This is a genomic window from Janthinobacterium lyxosi, assembly GCF_051380665.1.
GTDB lineage: Bacteria > Pseudomonadota > Gammaproteobacteria > Burkholderiales > Burkholderiaceae_D > Janthinobacterium.
This window is the reverse complement of the sequence record NZ_JBNYXM010000023.1, coordinates 37,798-51,488: the sequence shown is the minus strand read 5'-3', so window position 1 is coordinate 51,488 and position 13,691 is coordinate 37,798. Positions and strand designations below refer to the sequence as shown.

At 60.9% G+C, this 13,691-nt stretch carries 12 protein-coding genes; 8 read left to right on the top strand and 4 right to left on the bottom strand.

Annotated elements, in window-relative coordinates; translation table 11 throughout:
- Positions 1 to 77: 77 nt before the first annotated feature.
- The 4 genes from hprK to ilvA form a co-directional block, all read right to left on the bottom strand.
- A complete protein-coding gene (hprK, locus tag ACQ4WP_RS21455) occupies positions 78 to 1,013 on the bottom strand; it encodes an HPr(Ser) kinase/phosphatase (RefSeq protein ID WP_034753337.1) in 936 nt (311 codons plus the stop codon).
- Between the two features lie 36 nt (positions 1,014 to 1,049).
- A complete protein-coding gene (locus tag ACQ4WP_RS21450) occupies positions 1,050 to 1,532 on the bottom strand; it encodes a PTS sugar transporter subunit IIA (RefSeq protein ID WP_071079718.1) in 483 nt (160 codons plus the stop codon).
- A gap of 333 nt (positions 1,533 to 1,865) precedes the next feature.
- Entirely contained in the window at positions 1,866 to 2,708 is an 843-nt protein-coding gene (queF, locus tag ACQ4WP_RS21445; protein WP_436524174.1) for an NADPH-dependent 7-cyano-7-deazaguanine reductase QueF, read from the bottom strand.
- 82 nt (positions 2,709 to 2,790) lie between these two features.
- Positions 2,791 to 4,326: a threonine ammonia-lyase, biosynthetic gene (ilvA, locus tag ACQ4WP_RS21440; protein WP_436524256.1), complete on the bottom strand. Its 1,536-nt coding sequence runs from the start codon at positions 4,324 to 4,326 to the stop codon at positions 2,791 to 2,793.
- Between the two features lie 201 nt (positions 4,327 to 4,527).
- On the opposite strand from ilvA, the gene ACQ4WP_RS21435 reads away from it, so the two are divergent.
- The 8 genes from ACQ4WP_RS21435 (at position 4,528) to ACQ4WP_RS21400 (ending at position 13,657) form a co-directional block, all read left to right on the top strand.
- Positions 4,528 to 5,019 (top strand): YqaA family protein, encoded by a 492-nt coding sequence (locus tag ACQ4WP_RS21435; RefSeq protein WP_034778395.1) that lies wholly within the window; start codon positions 4,528 to 4,530, stop codon positions 5,017 to 5,019.
- 263 nt (positions 5,020 to 5,282) lie between these two features.
- Positions 5,283 to 9,323, top strand: coding sequence for a DUF3683 domain-containing protein (locus ACQ4WP_RS21430; RefSeq protein WP_436524171.1), 4,041 nt, complete (start codon positions 5,283 to 5,285; stop codon positions 9,321 to 9,323).
- Positions 9,323 to 9,772, top strand: coding sequence for an HIT family protein (locus tag ACQ4WP_RS21425; RefSeq protein ID WP_436524169.1), 450 nt, complete (start codon positions 9,323 to 9,325; stop codon positions 9,770 to 9,772). The genes ACQ4WP_RS21430 and ACQ4WP_RS21425 overlap by 1 nt, the downstream gene beginning before the upstream one ends.
- A 9-nt stretch (positions 9,773 to 9,781) precedes the next feature.
- Positions 9,782 to 10,231, top strand: a complete 450-nt coding sequence (locus tag ACQ4WP_RS21420) for a gamma-butyrobetaine hydroxylase family protein (RefSeq protein ID WP_436524167.1) — start codon at positions 9,782 to 9,784, stop codon at positions 10,229 to 10,231.
- Positions 10,232 to 10,328: 97 nt separating this feature from the next.
- The gene (locus ACQ4WP_RS21415) at positions 10,329 to 10,673 is read left to right on the top strand and encodes a YciI family protein (protein ID WP_436524165.1); all 345 of its coding nucleotides are present in this window, start codon (positions 10,329 to 10,331) and stop codon (positions 10,671 to 10,673) included.
- 2 nt (positions 10,674 to 10,675) lie between these two features.
- Complete coding sequence (locus tag ACQ4WP_RS21410) at positions 10,676 to 11,917, top strand: RNA polymerase sigma factor (RefSeq protein WP_436524163.1); 1,242 nt, start codon at positions 10,676 to 10,678, stop codon at positions 11,915 to 11,917.
- 29 nt (positions 11,918 to 11,946) lie between these two features.
- Positions 11,947 to 12,681 (top strand): bifunctional demethylmenaquinone methyltransferase/2-methoxy-6-polyprenyl-1,4-benzoquinol methylase UbiE, encoded by a 735-nt coding sequence (gene ubiE, locus ACQ4WP_RS21405; RefSeq protein WP_034753359.1) that lies wholly within the window; start codon positions 11,947 to 11,949, stop codon positions 12,679 to 12,681.
- A 31-nt stretch (positions 12,682 to 12,712) separates the two neighbouring features.
- Positions 12,713 to 13,657, top strand: coding sequence for a Tim44 domain-containing protein (locus tag ACQ4WP_RS21400; protein ID WP_436524161.1), 945 nt, complete (start codon positions 12,713 to 12,715; stop codon positions 13,655 to 13,657).
- The last annotated feature ends 34 nt before the right edge of the window (positions 13,658 to 13,691 follow it).

The window sequence follows — 13,691 nt, the reverse complement described above, 5'->3', positions numbered from 1 at the left end:
GTTTGAGCATTGCTTGTATTTAATTGTTGCCATTGGCGTCAATGTGGGGTCAGACCCGTCGGGTCGGACCCCGGTAATTAGTCACCACTCATTGCCAATCTCTGCCGCTCCATGAACTCCTGCAAGGTGTCGATGCCGCGCAGTTGCAGAATCGTGTTGCGCACGGCCGCTTCCAGCAGCACGGCGATGTTGCGGCCGGCGGCGACGGGGATGACGACCTTGCGCACGGGCAAGCCGAGCACGTCTTCCGTGGGGAACAGGAAAGGCAGGCGCTCAACTTCTTCTTCCAGCGCGTTGCGGCGCACCAGGTGCACGATCAGTTTCAAGCGCATCTTGCGGCGCACGGCCGTTTCGCCAAAGATGGCCTTGATGTCGAGCAAGCCCAGGCCCCGCACTTCCAGCAGGTTTTGCAGCAGGGGCGGGCAGCGGCCTTCGATCATATTGGGCGCGATGCGCGAGAATTCCACGGCGTCATCGGCCACCAGGCCGTGGCTGCGCGAAATCAGTTCCAGGCCCAGCTCGCTCTTGCCCAGGCCAGAGTCGCCCGTGATCAGCACGCCGACGCCCAGCACGTCCATGAACACGCCATGCATGATGATGCGCTGCGCCAGCTTTTTCGACAGGTAGACGCGCAGGAAGTCGATCACTTGCGCGGCTGGCAGCGGGGTGGAAAACAGGGGAATGTTTTGCTCGTCGCAGATGGCGAGGATGTCGGGCGGGGTTTCCAGCCCTTGCGCGATGATCAGCGCGGGCGGGCCGCCGGCGATCAGTTCGCCAATCACGTGGGTGCGCGTATTGACCTTCAGGCGCTGGTAGTAATTGATTTCCTGGTGGCCGAAGACCTGGATGCGGCCCGGATGGATCAGGTTCAAGTGGCCCACCTGATCGGCGGCCGACGAGACATCGCCCGAGATCAGGCGTTCGCCGCCGGGGAAGCCGGCGAACCAGCCCAGTTGCAGACTTTCACGATTATCGTCGTACAGGCGTTGTATCGTCAGCGGCGTTTGCAACATGGCAGTCTTCTTCAGGAGTGGAGGAATACCTGAAGTTTAACCCGCCGCTTGCAGACTGGGTTGCCAATTGACGATGCGCGAATGCACGGATTTCGGCTCCGGATCCGTGGCCAGCGCCGTGCGGAAGGCATCGTCGGAAAACATTTCGGCGATTTCCGACAAAATTTCCAGATGTTGCTGGGTGACATGATCGGGAATCAGCAGGAAAAACAGCAGATTGACGGGCTTGCCATCGGGCGACTCGAAGGGAATCGGCTCGGCCAGGCGCACGAAGGCGCCCAGCGGCGCTTTCAGGGTCTTGCTGCCCTTGACCCTGCCATGCGGCACGGCCACGCCATGGCCCAGGCCTGTCGAGCCCAGGCGTTCGCGGGCAAACAGATTGTCCGAAACGGTAGAGCGGGCGATGCCGTAGTTGTTTTCGAAGATCAGGCCGGCTTGCTCGAAGGCGCGCTTTTTACTGGAGACTTCCAGGTCCAGCAGGACGTTTTCGAGGGATAGTATTTTGCTAAGATTAGTCATGACACTCAATGAAATGGTGCAATGCGCAGAGGGCTTGCGAGCCGAATTATAGGCCTGTTTCGGCGGCCTGTAACGCCAATTCTCAACAGTATACGCCCGCTGCGGGCACAGTGCGCGCTGCAGCCCATGTCGCCATCATTTTAGCAAAAAACCAACGCCGGGGTGTATCGGCTATTTCTTGATTAAAAACACGCGGCGCGCCGGTTTTTCCGCCGCCGAATGCCGATTTTCCGATTTATCAGCGTCTTTGACATGCACTGGGGCACTACTGCAACGTTGTTTTAAAACACAGCCAACATTCCTGTTGGCATGATTTCAAGGTCTTGCGCGGTGTTACTGGCGCGCATTACGCAGATTGCCCGGCATCGCGCCTGTGCTGTAGTTGCTGCGCCACGGATTGATATCGAGTCCACCGCGGCGCGTATAGCGTGCATACACGGACAGTTTTTGCGGCTTGCACTGGCGCAAGATATCGACAAAGATGCGCTCCACGCATTGCTCGTGGAATTCATTGTGTTCGCGGAAGCCAATCAGATAGCGCAGCAGGCTTTCCTGGTCGATCTGTGGTCCTGCATACGTGATCTGCACGCTGCCCCAATCGGGCTGGCCCGTCACCAGGCAATTCGATTTGAGCAAGTGCGAGACGAGCTTTTCTTCCACCGGTGCTTCGTCCAGCGCCGCCTTCAAGAGTTGCGGCGAAGGCGTGTATTGCGTGATTTCCAGGTCCAGGCGGTCCAGCAGCACGCCGTCGAACTCGCCCATTTTGAGCTTGCCGAAATCTTCCTGCAAGGTCAGTTCCACTTGCACGGGCGCACCGAAACCCGTCGATAAATCCTGCTTGAGCAAGGTCAACAGGGCTTCCGGGCTGTCCAGTCTGGTCTGGTTGAAGGAGTTCAGGTACAGCTTGAACGATTTCGATTCGATGATGTTGGGCGAATCGGCCGGCGCGCTGACCTTGGCAATGGCCACCTGTGGCTTGCCGCGCTGGTTCAGCCAAGACAGTTCGTAGGCATTCCAGATATCGAGGCCAAAGAACGGCAGTGTGCCGTGCAGCTCCAGCTCATCGCGCTTGCCCTGGCGGGGAATCGGAAACAGCAATTCCGGCGCGTAATCGCTGCGGTAGGCGGCGCTTTTGCCCAGGGGAGATTGTTCGGCGAGGTCGTTGGTGGCGGTCATGGTCGTGTGGCGTGAATTCAGTCAAGCACGCATGGTAGCCTAATTCTCCCAACGGCGAGTAGCCGCCGTTGGGAGGTGATGCTTAACCTAAAAACAGCTTATACACAGGATTGCTGCTTTCATCCCAGTAACGGTAGCCCAGGGTGTCGAGGAAGCGGGCGAATTCTCCCATCTCATCGGGCGGCACTTGCAGGCCGATGAGGATGCGGCCCACGTCGCCGCCCTGGCTGCGGTAATGACACAGGGAAATATTCCAGTTCGGCGCCATGCTGTCGAGGAAGCGCATCAGCGCACCGGGGCGCTCGGGGAATTCAAAGCGGTACAGCAGCTCATCCTGCGCCAGGCGGCTCTTGCCACCGACCAGATGGCGGATGTGCGACTTGGCCAGCTCATCGTGCGTCAGGTCGAGCGTTTTGAATTCGTGTTCCTCGAAAGTCTTCGCCAGCACGCCCGATTCATGCCTGTCGGCAATTTGAATGCCGACGAACACGTGCGCGGCTTTTTCATCGCTGATGCGGTAATTAAATTCCGTCACGTTGCGCGCGCCGATGAGCGAGCAGAAGCGCTTGAAGCTGCCTCGCTGTTCGCGCATGGTGACGGCAAACACGGCCTCGCGGAACTCGCCCAGCTCGGCACGCTCGGCGACGAAGCGCAAGCGGTCGAAATTCATGTTGGCGCCGCAGGCGATGGTGACCAGCGTCTGGTTGACGATGGGGTGCTTGCTCAGGCTGGCCCGCTCCACATAGGCCTTGGCGCCCGCGATGGCCAGTGCGCCGGCCGGTTCCAGGATGGAGCGCGTATCCGTAAACACATCCTTGATGGCGGCGCAGATGGCGTCCGTGTCGACGATGATGACTTCATCGACATATTGCTGCGCCAAACGGAAGGTTTCCTCGCCCACCAGGCGCACGGCCGTGCCGTCCGAAAACAGCCCCACGTCGGGCAGGGTGACGCGTTCGCCCGCTTTCAGCGAGCGCGCCATGGCGTCCGAATCGACCGTTTGCACGCCGATGATCTTGATGTCGGGGCGAATCTGTTTCACGTACGCAGCCACGCCGGCGATCAGGCCGCCGCCGCCGATGGCCACGAAGATGGCGTGGATGGGGCCGGAATGCTGGCGCAGGATTTCCATGCCGATCGTGCCCTGGCCGGCGATCACGTCCGGATCGTCGAACGGGTGCACGAAGGTCAGCTTCTGTTCTTTTTCCAGGGTCAGCGCGTGGTTATAGGCATCCGTGTAGGACTCGCCGTGCAGCACGATTTCCACATGCACGCCACCGCGCGCCTTGACGGCGTCGATCTTGACGGGGGGCGTGGTGGTGGGCATGACGATGACGGCGCGGCAGCCCATGCGCGCGGCCGACAGGGCCACGCCCTGGGCATGGTTGCCGGCCGAGGCGCAAATGACGCCGCGCTTGCGTTCCGCATCGCTGAGCTGGGCCATCTTGTTGTAGGCGCCGCGAATCTTGAAGCTGAACACGCTTTGCATGTCTTCGCGCTTGAAGTAAATCTGGTTGTTCAGGCGCTGCGACAGGGCAGGGGCCAGTTCCAGCGGCGTTTCGGTGGCGACGTCATAGACGCGGGCGGTCAGGATTTTCTTGAGGTAGTCGATGTTCATAGTCTGCAAGCAAGTGATTCTGGGCCAGAAAGGGTCTGGAGCGTGTCTGTCGATAGCGGCGGCGCGGCGGCGGATAGCCTGGCGACAATAATGCTCTGTAGAACTGCGGGCGGGTATGCCTTTGCCGGCCGGCGCGATGTGTGCGGCGCCCAGGCTGCTCTTCATTATAATGGAGAGCCTTACTGCATCGCGAAGTGTTCCATGATCGAATCCGCAATCGCCTGGCTGCTGCAGCTGATCGCAGCGCCGGAAGTCGGGCTGACCTCGGTCTTTCTGATCAGCTTTATTTCCGCCACCTTGCTGCCGCTCGGCTCGGAGCCAGCCGTGTTTGCCGTCATCAAGGCCAATCCCGCGCTGTTCTGGGCCGCCATCGGCGTCGCCACCCTGGGCAATACCTTGGGCGGCATCGTCGACTACTGGATGGGCTACCGTGCCAAGCAGGCGTTCGCCAAGGAGCGCGATACGCGCTGGTTCCGCTGGCTCGCTCGCTATGGCGCCAAGACCATGCTGCTGGCCTGGCTGCCCCTCGTGGGCGACCCCCTGTGCACGCTGGCGGGCTGGCTCAAGCTGCCGTTCTGGCCCAGCGTGGCCTACATGGCCGTCGGCAAGTGCGCGCGCTACCTGACCATGACTGGCTTGCTGCTGTACGTGCCCGATGGCGTATGGCACCGGATCGGGCAAATGCTGGCGTGATGGCGATGGTGCGTATTGCAACGCCTGTTTGCCCTATTTTTGGGCAGCTTGATAGTTTGTGGCTGAGTCCGATTCTTGGCATTTTCACGTAAAAAAATCAGGGAAGCTGGTTTTTTATTCATGCAAAAGAAGGCTTTTCCGTATTTGCTATGGTGGTGGATGAGGTGCTTAAACCTTGGGCGGGCTAAGGCTGTTCCCGCATGGTGCGGCGCAATAAGATAAAATGGGCCTTTAGGGTCCAGTCCACATCGTCACCACACTCCATGAACGCTCCCGCACAACTCCAAGCTTTACTGGCAGAAACGCCGAATGGTCCCGCAGCAAGCCGCCTGCGCGAAATCCCGTATAACTACACGTCGTTTTCCGATCGCGAGATCGTCATACGCCTGTTGGGGGAGGACTCCTGGCGCCTGCTCGACGAGCTGCGCGGCGCCCGCCAGACGGGCCGTTCGGCCCGCATGCTGTACGAGGTGCTGGGCGACATCTGGGTGGTGCGCCGCAATCCCTACCTGCAGGATGACTTGCTCGACAATCCGAAGCGCCGCCAGGGCTTGATCGATGCCCTGCATCACCGCCTGGCTGAAGTCGACAAGCGCCGCTTGGGCATCGATGCGGCCGGCGGCGATGTCGCGGCCAGTGGCGAAGCGCCCGAAGTGGCCAAGGCGCGCAGCGCCAACGTGGAACTGCTGCTGAAAGCGGCCAGCAAGGCCGTGGCCGATTTCGGCGACGAATTCCGCAAGACCTATGACTTGCGCAAGCGCACGGTCAAGGTGCTGGGCCGCTACACGGAAAAGCACAACGTGCGCTTCGACGGCATGACGCGCGTGTCGCACGTGACGGATGCCACCGACTGGCGCGTCGAATACCCGTTCGTCGTCCTGACGCCCGACACGGAAGAAGAAATGGCCGGCCTGGTGAAGGGCTGTATCGAGCTGGGGCTGACCATCATCCCGCGCGGCGGCGGCACCGGCTACACGGGCGGCGCGATTCCCTTGACGCCGATGTCGGCCGTCATCAACACGGAAAAACTGATTACCCTGGGCGCCGTGGAAATGACGGTCTTGCCGGGCCTCACGCACGAATACGCGACGATCAATTCGGGCGCAGGCGTGATCACGAACAAGGTATCGGAAGCGGCGGAAAAGGCCGGCTTCGTGTTCGCCGTCGACCCGACCTCGGCGCACGCCTCTTGCATCGGCGGCAACGTCGCCATGAATGCGGGCGGCAAGAAAGCCGTGCTGTGGGGCACGGCGCTGGATAACCTGGCTTCGTGGCGCATGGTCGACCCGAATGGCGACTGGCTCGATGTCACGCGTCTCGACCATAACCTGGGCAAGATCCACGATATTGCACTGGCACGTTTCCAGCTGGAATGGCGTCACCCGAGCACGCGCGACGCGACGAAACCGAATGCACCATTCAAGACGGAAATCCTGGAAATTCCTGGCCGCAAGTTCCGTAAAGAGGGCCTGGGCAAGGACGTGACGGACAAATTCCTCGCCGGCTTGCCGGGCATCCAGAAAGAGGGCTGCGACGGTCTCATCACGTCGGCGCGCTGGATCTTGCACAAGATGCCGAAATTCGCCCGTACCGTCTGCCTGGAATTCTTTGGCCAGGCGCGCGATGCGATTCCATCGATCGTGGAAATCAAGGATTACCTCGATGGCTTGCCGGCCAAGGGCGAGCAATACACGAGCATCCGCCTGGCGGGCCTGGAACACCTGGATGAGCGCTATCTGCGCGCCGTCGGCTACGCCACCAAGTCGAAGCGGGGCGTGCTGCCGAAGATGGCCCTGTTTGGCGACATCGTCGGCGACGATGAAAATGCCGTCGCGCAAGCGGCGTCGGAAGTGGTGCGCATTGCCAACACCCGCGTGGGCGAAGGCTTTGTGGCCGTTAGCCCGGAAGCACGCAAGAAATTCTGGCTCGATCGCGCCCGCACGGCGGCCATTGCCAAGCACACCAACGCCTTTAAAATTAATGAAGACGTGGTGATCCCCCTGAATCGCATGGGCGAATACACTGATGGTATCGAGCGCATCAATATCGAACTGTCGATCAAGAACAAGCTGCAACTGGCCTATGCCCTGAGCGCGTTCTTTGCCAAGGGTAACTTGCCAATTGGCAAGAGCGACGATGCGTCGGACGACCGGGTCGACGACGCGGAAATGCTGGGCGATCGCGCCGAGCAGGCGCAGCAGTTGCTGGCGCAGGTCACGGCACGCTGGACCTATCTGTTGGCCCAGCTGGACCGTCCGTTGGCGGACGTGAAGGGCGAGCTGGCTGAACTGGGCATGGAGCGCTTGCTGCCCGTGTTCGATGCACGCCTGGAAACGCAGCCGGATGCCACCCTGTTTGACGTGGTGCAGGACCGTACCGTGCGCATTACCTGGAAGCAAGAGATTCGCGCCCAGCTGCGCCAGATCTTCAACGGCGCCGCCTTCAAGCTGATCCTCGACGAGGCGACCGCCATCCATGCGCGCATCTTGCGTAGCCGCGTGTTTGTGGCTCTGCACATGCATGCGGGCGACGGCAACGTGCACACGAACTTGCCCGTCAACTCGGACAATTACGAAATGCTGCAAGATGCCCACCAAGCCGTGGGCCGCATCATGCTACTGGCCCGCTCGCTGAATGGCGTCATTTCCGGCGAGCATGGTATCGGCATTACCAAGCTGGAATTTTTGACAGAAGAAGAAATCGGCGAATTCCGCAGCTACAAGCAGCGCATCGACCCGGAAGGCCGTTTTAATAAAGGCAAGTTGCTGAACCTGCCAGGCATGGGCGCCGACTTGCGCAATGCCTACACGCCATCGTTCGGCCTGATGGGGCACGAATCGCTGATCATGCAGCAAAGCGATATCGGCGCCATCGCCGACAGCGTCAAGGATTGCTTGCGTTGCGGCAAGTGCAAACCCGTATGCTCGACCCACGTGCCGCGCGCCAATTTGCTGTACTCGCCACGCGACAAGATCTTGGCGACCTCGTCCCTGATCGAAGCCTTCCTGTACGAAGAGCAGACGCGCCGCGGTATTTCCATCAAGCACTGGGAGGAGTTCGAGGACGTGGCCGACCACTGCACGGTGTGTCATAAATGCGTCACGCCTTGCCCCGTCAACATCGACTTCGGCGACGTGTCGATGAACATGCGCAACTTGCTGCGCAAGATGGACAAGAAAAGTTTTAATCCGGGCACCAAGGCGACGATGTTGTTCCTCAACGCCACCGATCCCGTGACCATCAACGCCACGCGCAAGGTCATGATCGGCTGGGGCTACAAGGCGCAGCGCCTGGGCCACGATTTGTTGAAGAAATTTGCCAAGAAGCAGACCAAGGCGCCGCCGCCGTCGACGGGCAAGCCACCGGTCAAGGCGCAGGTGATCCACTTCATCAATAAAAAGATGCCGGGCAACTTGCCGAAGAAAACGGCGCGCGCGCTGCTCGACATCGAAGACGACAAGGTCATCCCGATCATCCGCAATCCGAAGACGACCACGGCCGATACGGAAGCCGTGTTCTACTTCCCCGGTTGCGGTTCGGAGCGTTTGTTCTCGCAAGTGGGCCTGGCGACGCAAGCGATGCTGTGGGAAGTGGGTGTGCAGACGGTCTTGCCGCCAGGCTACCTGTGCTGCGGTTATCCGCAGCGGGGCGCGGGCGAGTTCGACAAGGCCGAGAAGATGATGACGGATAACCGCGTCTTGTTCCACCGCATGGCCAACACGCTCAATTACCTGGATATCAAGACGGTGCTCGTCTCGTGCGGCACCTGTTATGACCAGCTGGCCACGTATCAGTTCGAGAAGATTTTCCCCGGCTGCCGCATCATGGATATCCATGAGTATTTGCTGGAGAAAAACGTCAAGCTGGAGGGTGTCAACGGTACGCGCTATATGTACCACGAGCCATGCCACAATCCGATGAAGCTGCAAGAATCGGGCAAGACCATCAATTCCCTGATCAGCACGGTGGATAACGTGAAGATCGAGAAGAATGACCGTTGCTGCGGTGAATCGGGTTCCCTGGCCGTCACGCGCCCCGACATTTCCACGCAAGTGCGTTTCCGCAAGGAAGAAGAGATGGTCAAGGGCGCCGACAAGCTGCGCGGCGACGGGTTTACGGGCGAGGTGAAAATCCTCACCAGCTGCCCGTCGTGCCTGCAAGGCTTGTCGCGCTACAATGATGATTCGGGCACGACTGCCGATTACATCGTCGTCGAGATCGCCAAACACTTGCTGGGAGAGAACTGGATGCCGGATTACGTGAAACGCGCCAATGACGGCGGCATCGAACGGGTGCTTGTGTGATGTCCACGAGTTGCGATCTGTGCACCTTGCTGGATGGCTACGCCAACAAGCAAGGTCTGGAGACCTTGCTGTGGCATAGCGAGCGCCTGTCCGTCGTGGCTGTTGACGATCCAAGCTACCCCGGCTTTTGCCGCGTGATCTGGAACAAGCACGTGAAGGAAATGACGGATCTCACGCCCGGCGAGCGTAACTATGTCATGGAAGTCGTGTGGCAAGTCGAGCTGGCAGTGCGTGAAATCATGCAGCCGGAAAAGGTCAATGTGGCCAGTTTCGGCAACATGACGCCGCATGTGCACTGGCACGTGATTCCCCGCTACCGCGACGATGCGCATTTCCCGCATCCCAGCTGGGCGGCGATCCAGCGCGAGACGGCACCCGAGGTGCTGGCCGCGCGCCGCGCCTTGTTGCCGGCCTTGCGTGACGCCATCATTCAACGTTTATCCGCATAAAGTATTGTCATGACTGAAAAAGTAGCAACACCCCAACCCACCGGCTTGACCGTGCACAACCAGTCGCGCGTGCTCGACGTGGCTTTCGACGATGGCAGCACATTTGCGCTGCCGTTCGAATACCTGCGCGTGTACTCGCCGTCGGCCGAAGTGCAGGGCCATGGCAAGGGGCAGGAAACCTTGCAATTAGGAAAGCGCCTGGTGGGCATCACGGGTCTGGAGCCTGTCGGCAACTATGCCGTGCAACCCACCTTCAGCGATGGCCACAATTCCGGCCTGTACACCTGGGCTTATCTGTACAAGCTGGGCGCCCAACAAGCTACCTTATGGCAAGCCTACCTGGACCTGCTGACGGCGGCCGGCTACCCCGGTGACAGCGGCCGCGACGCCAAGGCCGACATGACGGTCAAGCAATCCTCCGGCCACGTGCATGGGCCAAGCTGCGGGCATAAACATTAAGCTAAAAAAATAATGCGGTAATCTGTCGGGTAACCGCCGCCCCGTTCGTCGTATGAATGCCCGCGCTTGCGGGCATTTTTCTTTTGGAGAAGAGACTATGGAATACCTGATCCTGATTTACGCCGATGAATCCCGTTATGAAACCATGGCAGAAGGGCAGATGGCCAGCCTGATGGCCGACTTTGCCAGCTATACGCAAGCCCTGGAAGCGGCCGGCGTGCTGCGCGGCGGCGCCGAGCTGGCGCCCGTGGGCAGCGCCACCAGCGTGCGTGTGCAAAATGGCAAACCTGTCATCACGGATGGGCCGTTCGCGGAAACCAAGGAGCAGCTGGGCGGCTACTATCTGCTAGCCTGCGCCCACCTGGACGAGGCGCTGGCCTGGGCTGCGCGTTGTCCGGTAGCCTCTCTGGGCACCATCGAAGTGCGGCCCGTCACGGCCTGACGATGGCCGGCGACGCCCTGTCGGCCGTCGAGCACGTCTTTCGCCAGGAGCGGGGCAGGGTGCTGGCCGGCCTGATGCGGCGTTTCGGCGACCTGGGCCTGGCGGAAGATGTGCTGCAGGAAGCGTGCCGCAAGGCGCTGGAACTGTGGCCGCGCACGGGCATACCCGATAATCCCGCCGCCTGGCTCAGTTCAGTGGCACGCAATGCGGGCCTCGATCAGCTGCGTCGGGCGGGCAAGAGCATTATCGATGCCGAGGCTGTGCTGTCGAGTCTGCCTGCTTCCATGATTGAAGAAACGCACGCCATCGAGGACGACCGTTTGCGCCTGCTGTTCATCTGTTGCCATCCCGCGCTGGCGCCCGAGGCGCAGGTGGCGCTGGCCCTGCGCACCCTGTGTGGCCTGTCCACGGCCGAGATCGCGCGCGCCTTCGGCCTGGCGGAAGCGGCCCTGTCGCAGCGGTTATTGCGCGCCAAACGCAAGATCGCCGAAGCACGCATGCCCTTCGAGTTGCCGCCAGCGCAAGACTGGCCACAACGGCTGGCGCAAGTGCTGCACGTGATTTACCTGGTCTTCAGCGAAGGCTATTGCGCCAGCGGGGGCGACACCCTGCTGCGAACGGACTTGTGCGCGGAGGCGCTGCGGCTGGGACGGCTGCTCGACGCCTTGCTGCCCGGTCAGCCGGAAGTGCAGGGTTTATTGGCCCTGATGCTGCTGCAGGCGTCGCGCGGCCCGGCCCGTTTGTCGCCAGAAGGCAATTTGTTGACACTGGAAGAGCAGGATCGGCGTCTGTGGCAGAGTGACTTGATTGCCGAGGGACTGGCCATGCTGGAGCGGGCCTTGCCTGCGCGCGCGCCAGGACCGTACCAGCTGCAGGCGGCCATTGCCGCCTTGCACGCCAGGGCGGCTGCGGCCAGCCAGACGGACTGGCGCCAGATCAGCGCTCTGTATGGCGCCTTGCTGCGGCACAAGCCGGAACCGCTGGTATTGCTCAATGCCGTGATCGCCTGCGCCATGGCGCATGGCGCCGAACACGGCCTGGAGTGGCTTGATCGCCTGGAAGCCATGCCCAGCCTTGCCAATTCGCATTATCTGCACGCGGCCCGAGCCGACTTGTTGCGCCGCCAAGGCGACCGGCCGGGGGCGCTGGCGGCGTATGCTCAGGCGGCAATGCTGGCTTCGAATGCCGTCGAAAGGCAATACCTTCTCCGGCGTCACGGGGAAATGCGCCTGCCGCTTGTATAATGCTCCCAAGTTCAAACAGACTGCCTACCATGACCAATACGACCCATTTCGGATACAAAACAGTTGCAGAAGACGACAAAGTGCGCGAAGTCGCCAAGGTGTTCCATTCCGTCGCTGCCAAATACGACGTGATGAACGACTTGATGTCGGGCGGGCTGCACCGTCTGTGGAAGACGTTCACCATTGCCAACGCGGGCGTGCGCCCCGGCTTCAAGGTGCTCGACATCGCCGGCGGCACGGGCGACCTGTCGAAGGCATTCGCCAAGCAGGCGGGCCCTACCGGCGAAGTCTGGTTGACCGATATCAATGAGTCGATGTTGCGCGTAGGCCGCGACCGCCTCTTGAATCGCGGCTTGCTCACCCCCACCTTGTTGTGTGACGCGGAAAAACTGCCATTCCCCGATAATTATTTTGACCGTGTCAGCGTGGCCTTTGGCCTGCGCAACATGACGCACAAGGATGTGGCGCTGGCGGAAATGCGCCGCGTGCTGAAACCGGGCGGCAAGCTGCTGGTGCTGGAGTTTTCCAAGGTGGCCGCACCGCTGCAAAAGCCATACGACCTGTATTCGTTCTCGGTCTTGCCGTGGTTCGGACAGAAAATCGCCGGCGACGCGGAAAGCTATCGTTACCTGGCAGAATCGATCCGCATGCACCCGGACCAGGAAACGCTGAAGACCATGATGGAAACGGCGGGCCTGGAGCGTGTGCAGTACTACAATTTGACGGCAGGCATTGCCGCTTTGCATACCGGCATCAAGATGTAATGCATCAACGTTGGTGATTTTAGGAGATGGAATGAAATTGAAGAAATTTATGGTCGGCATGATGCTGGCCGCGACCACGGTATCCATGCTGGGCGAGGCGCTGGCCCGTCCCATGGGCGGTGGCCGTTCGTTTGGCCGCCAGTCGCAAAACGTGGGCCGCCAGGCTCCCGCACCGGCGCCGACCCCGGCACCGGCTGCCGCGCCACGCCAGGCGCAACCTGCGCCAGCCCCGGCACCGGCCCCTGCCGCCAAGGCACCGAGCCGCTGGAAGGGCTTGCTGGGCGGCGCCTTGCTGGGCCTGGGCCTGGGCGCGCTGCTGTCGCATTTCGGCCTGGGCGGCGCCCTGGCCAGCATGATCAGCACCCTGCTGATGGTGGCCTTGCTGGCCGGCGTGGCCTTCTTCATCTATCGCATGGTGCGCGGCAAGCGTGACAGCAATGCCAGCGGGAATGCGCCGTTCGCGGGTTTTGGCGGCAACCAGCCGGCACCTGCCGGCAATGTGCCCGACATCGGTTCGCGCATCCCACCGCTGCCGCCGCTGCAGCCCGTTTCGTCGGGCGTAGGCCTGGACAAGCCGGCACCGGCTGCCGCGCCATGGGGCGTGCCAAGCGACTTCGACAAGGAAGCCTTCCTGCGCCACGCGAAAAGCAATTTCATTCGCCTGCAAGCGGCCTGGGACAAGGCTGATGTCAACGATATCCGCGAATTCACGTCGCCGGAAGTGTATGCGGAACTGCGCATGCAAATCCAGGAACGGGGCGCGCAGCCGGATTTTACCGATGTCGTCACCATCGATGCCGAATTGCTGGGGATCGAGACGAGCGTCAACGATTACCTGGCCAGCGTGAAATTTACGGGCTTGATCCGTTCGGCCCCTGGCGCGGCAGCGGAACCGTACGCGGAAGTGTGGAATATGTCGAAACCCGTCAGCGGCAATAGCGGCTGGGTCTTGGCAGGCATCCAGCAACTGAATTAATTGTCAAAACTTGCTGAATAATCGCTTAAGTCCA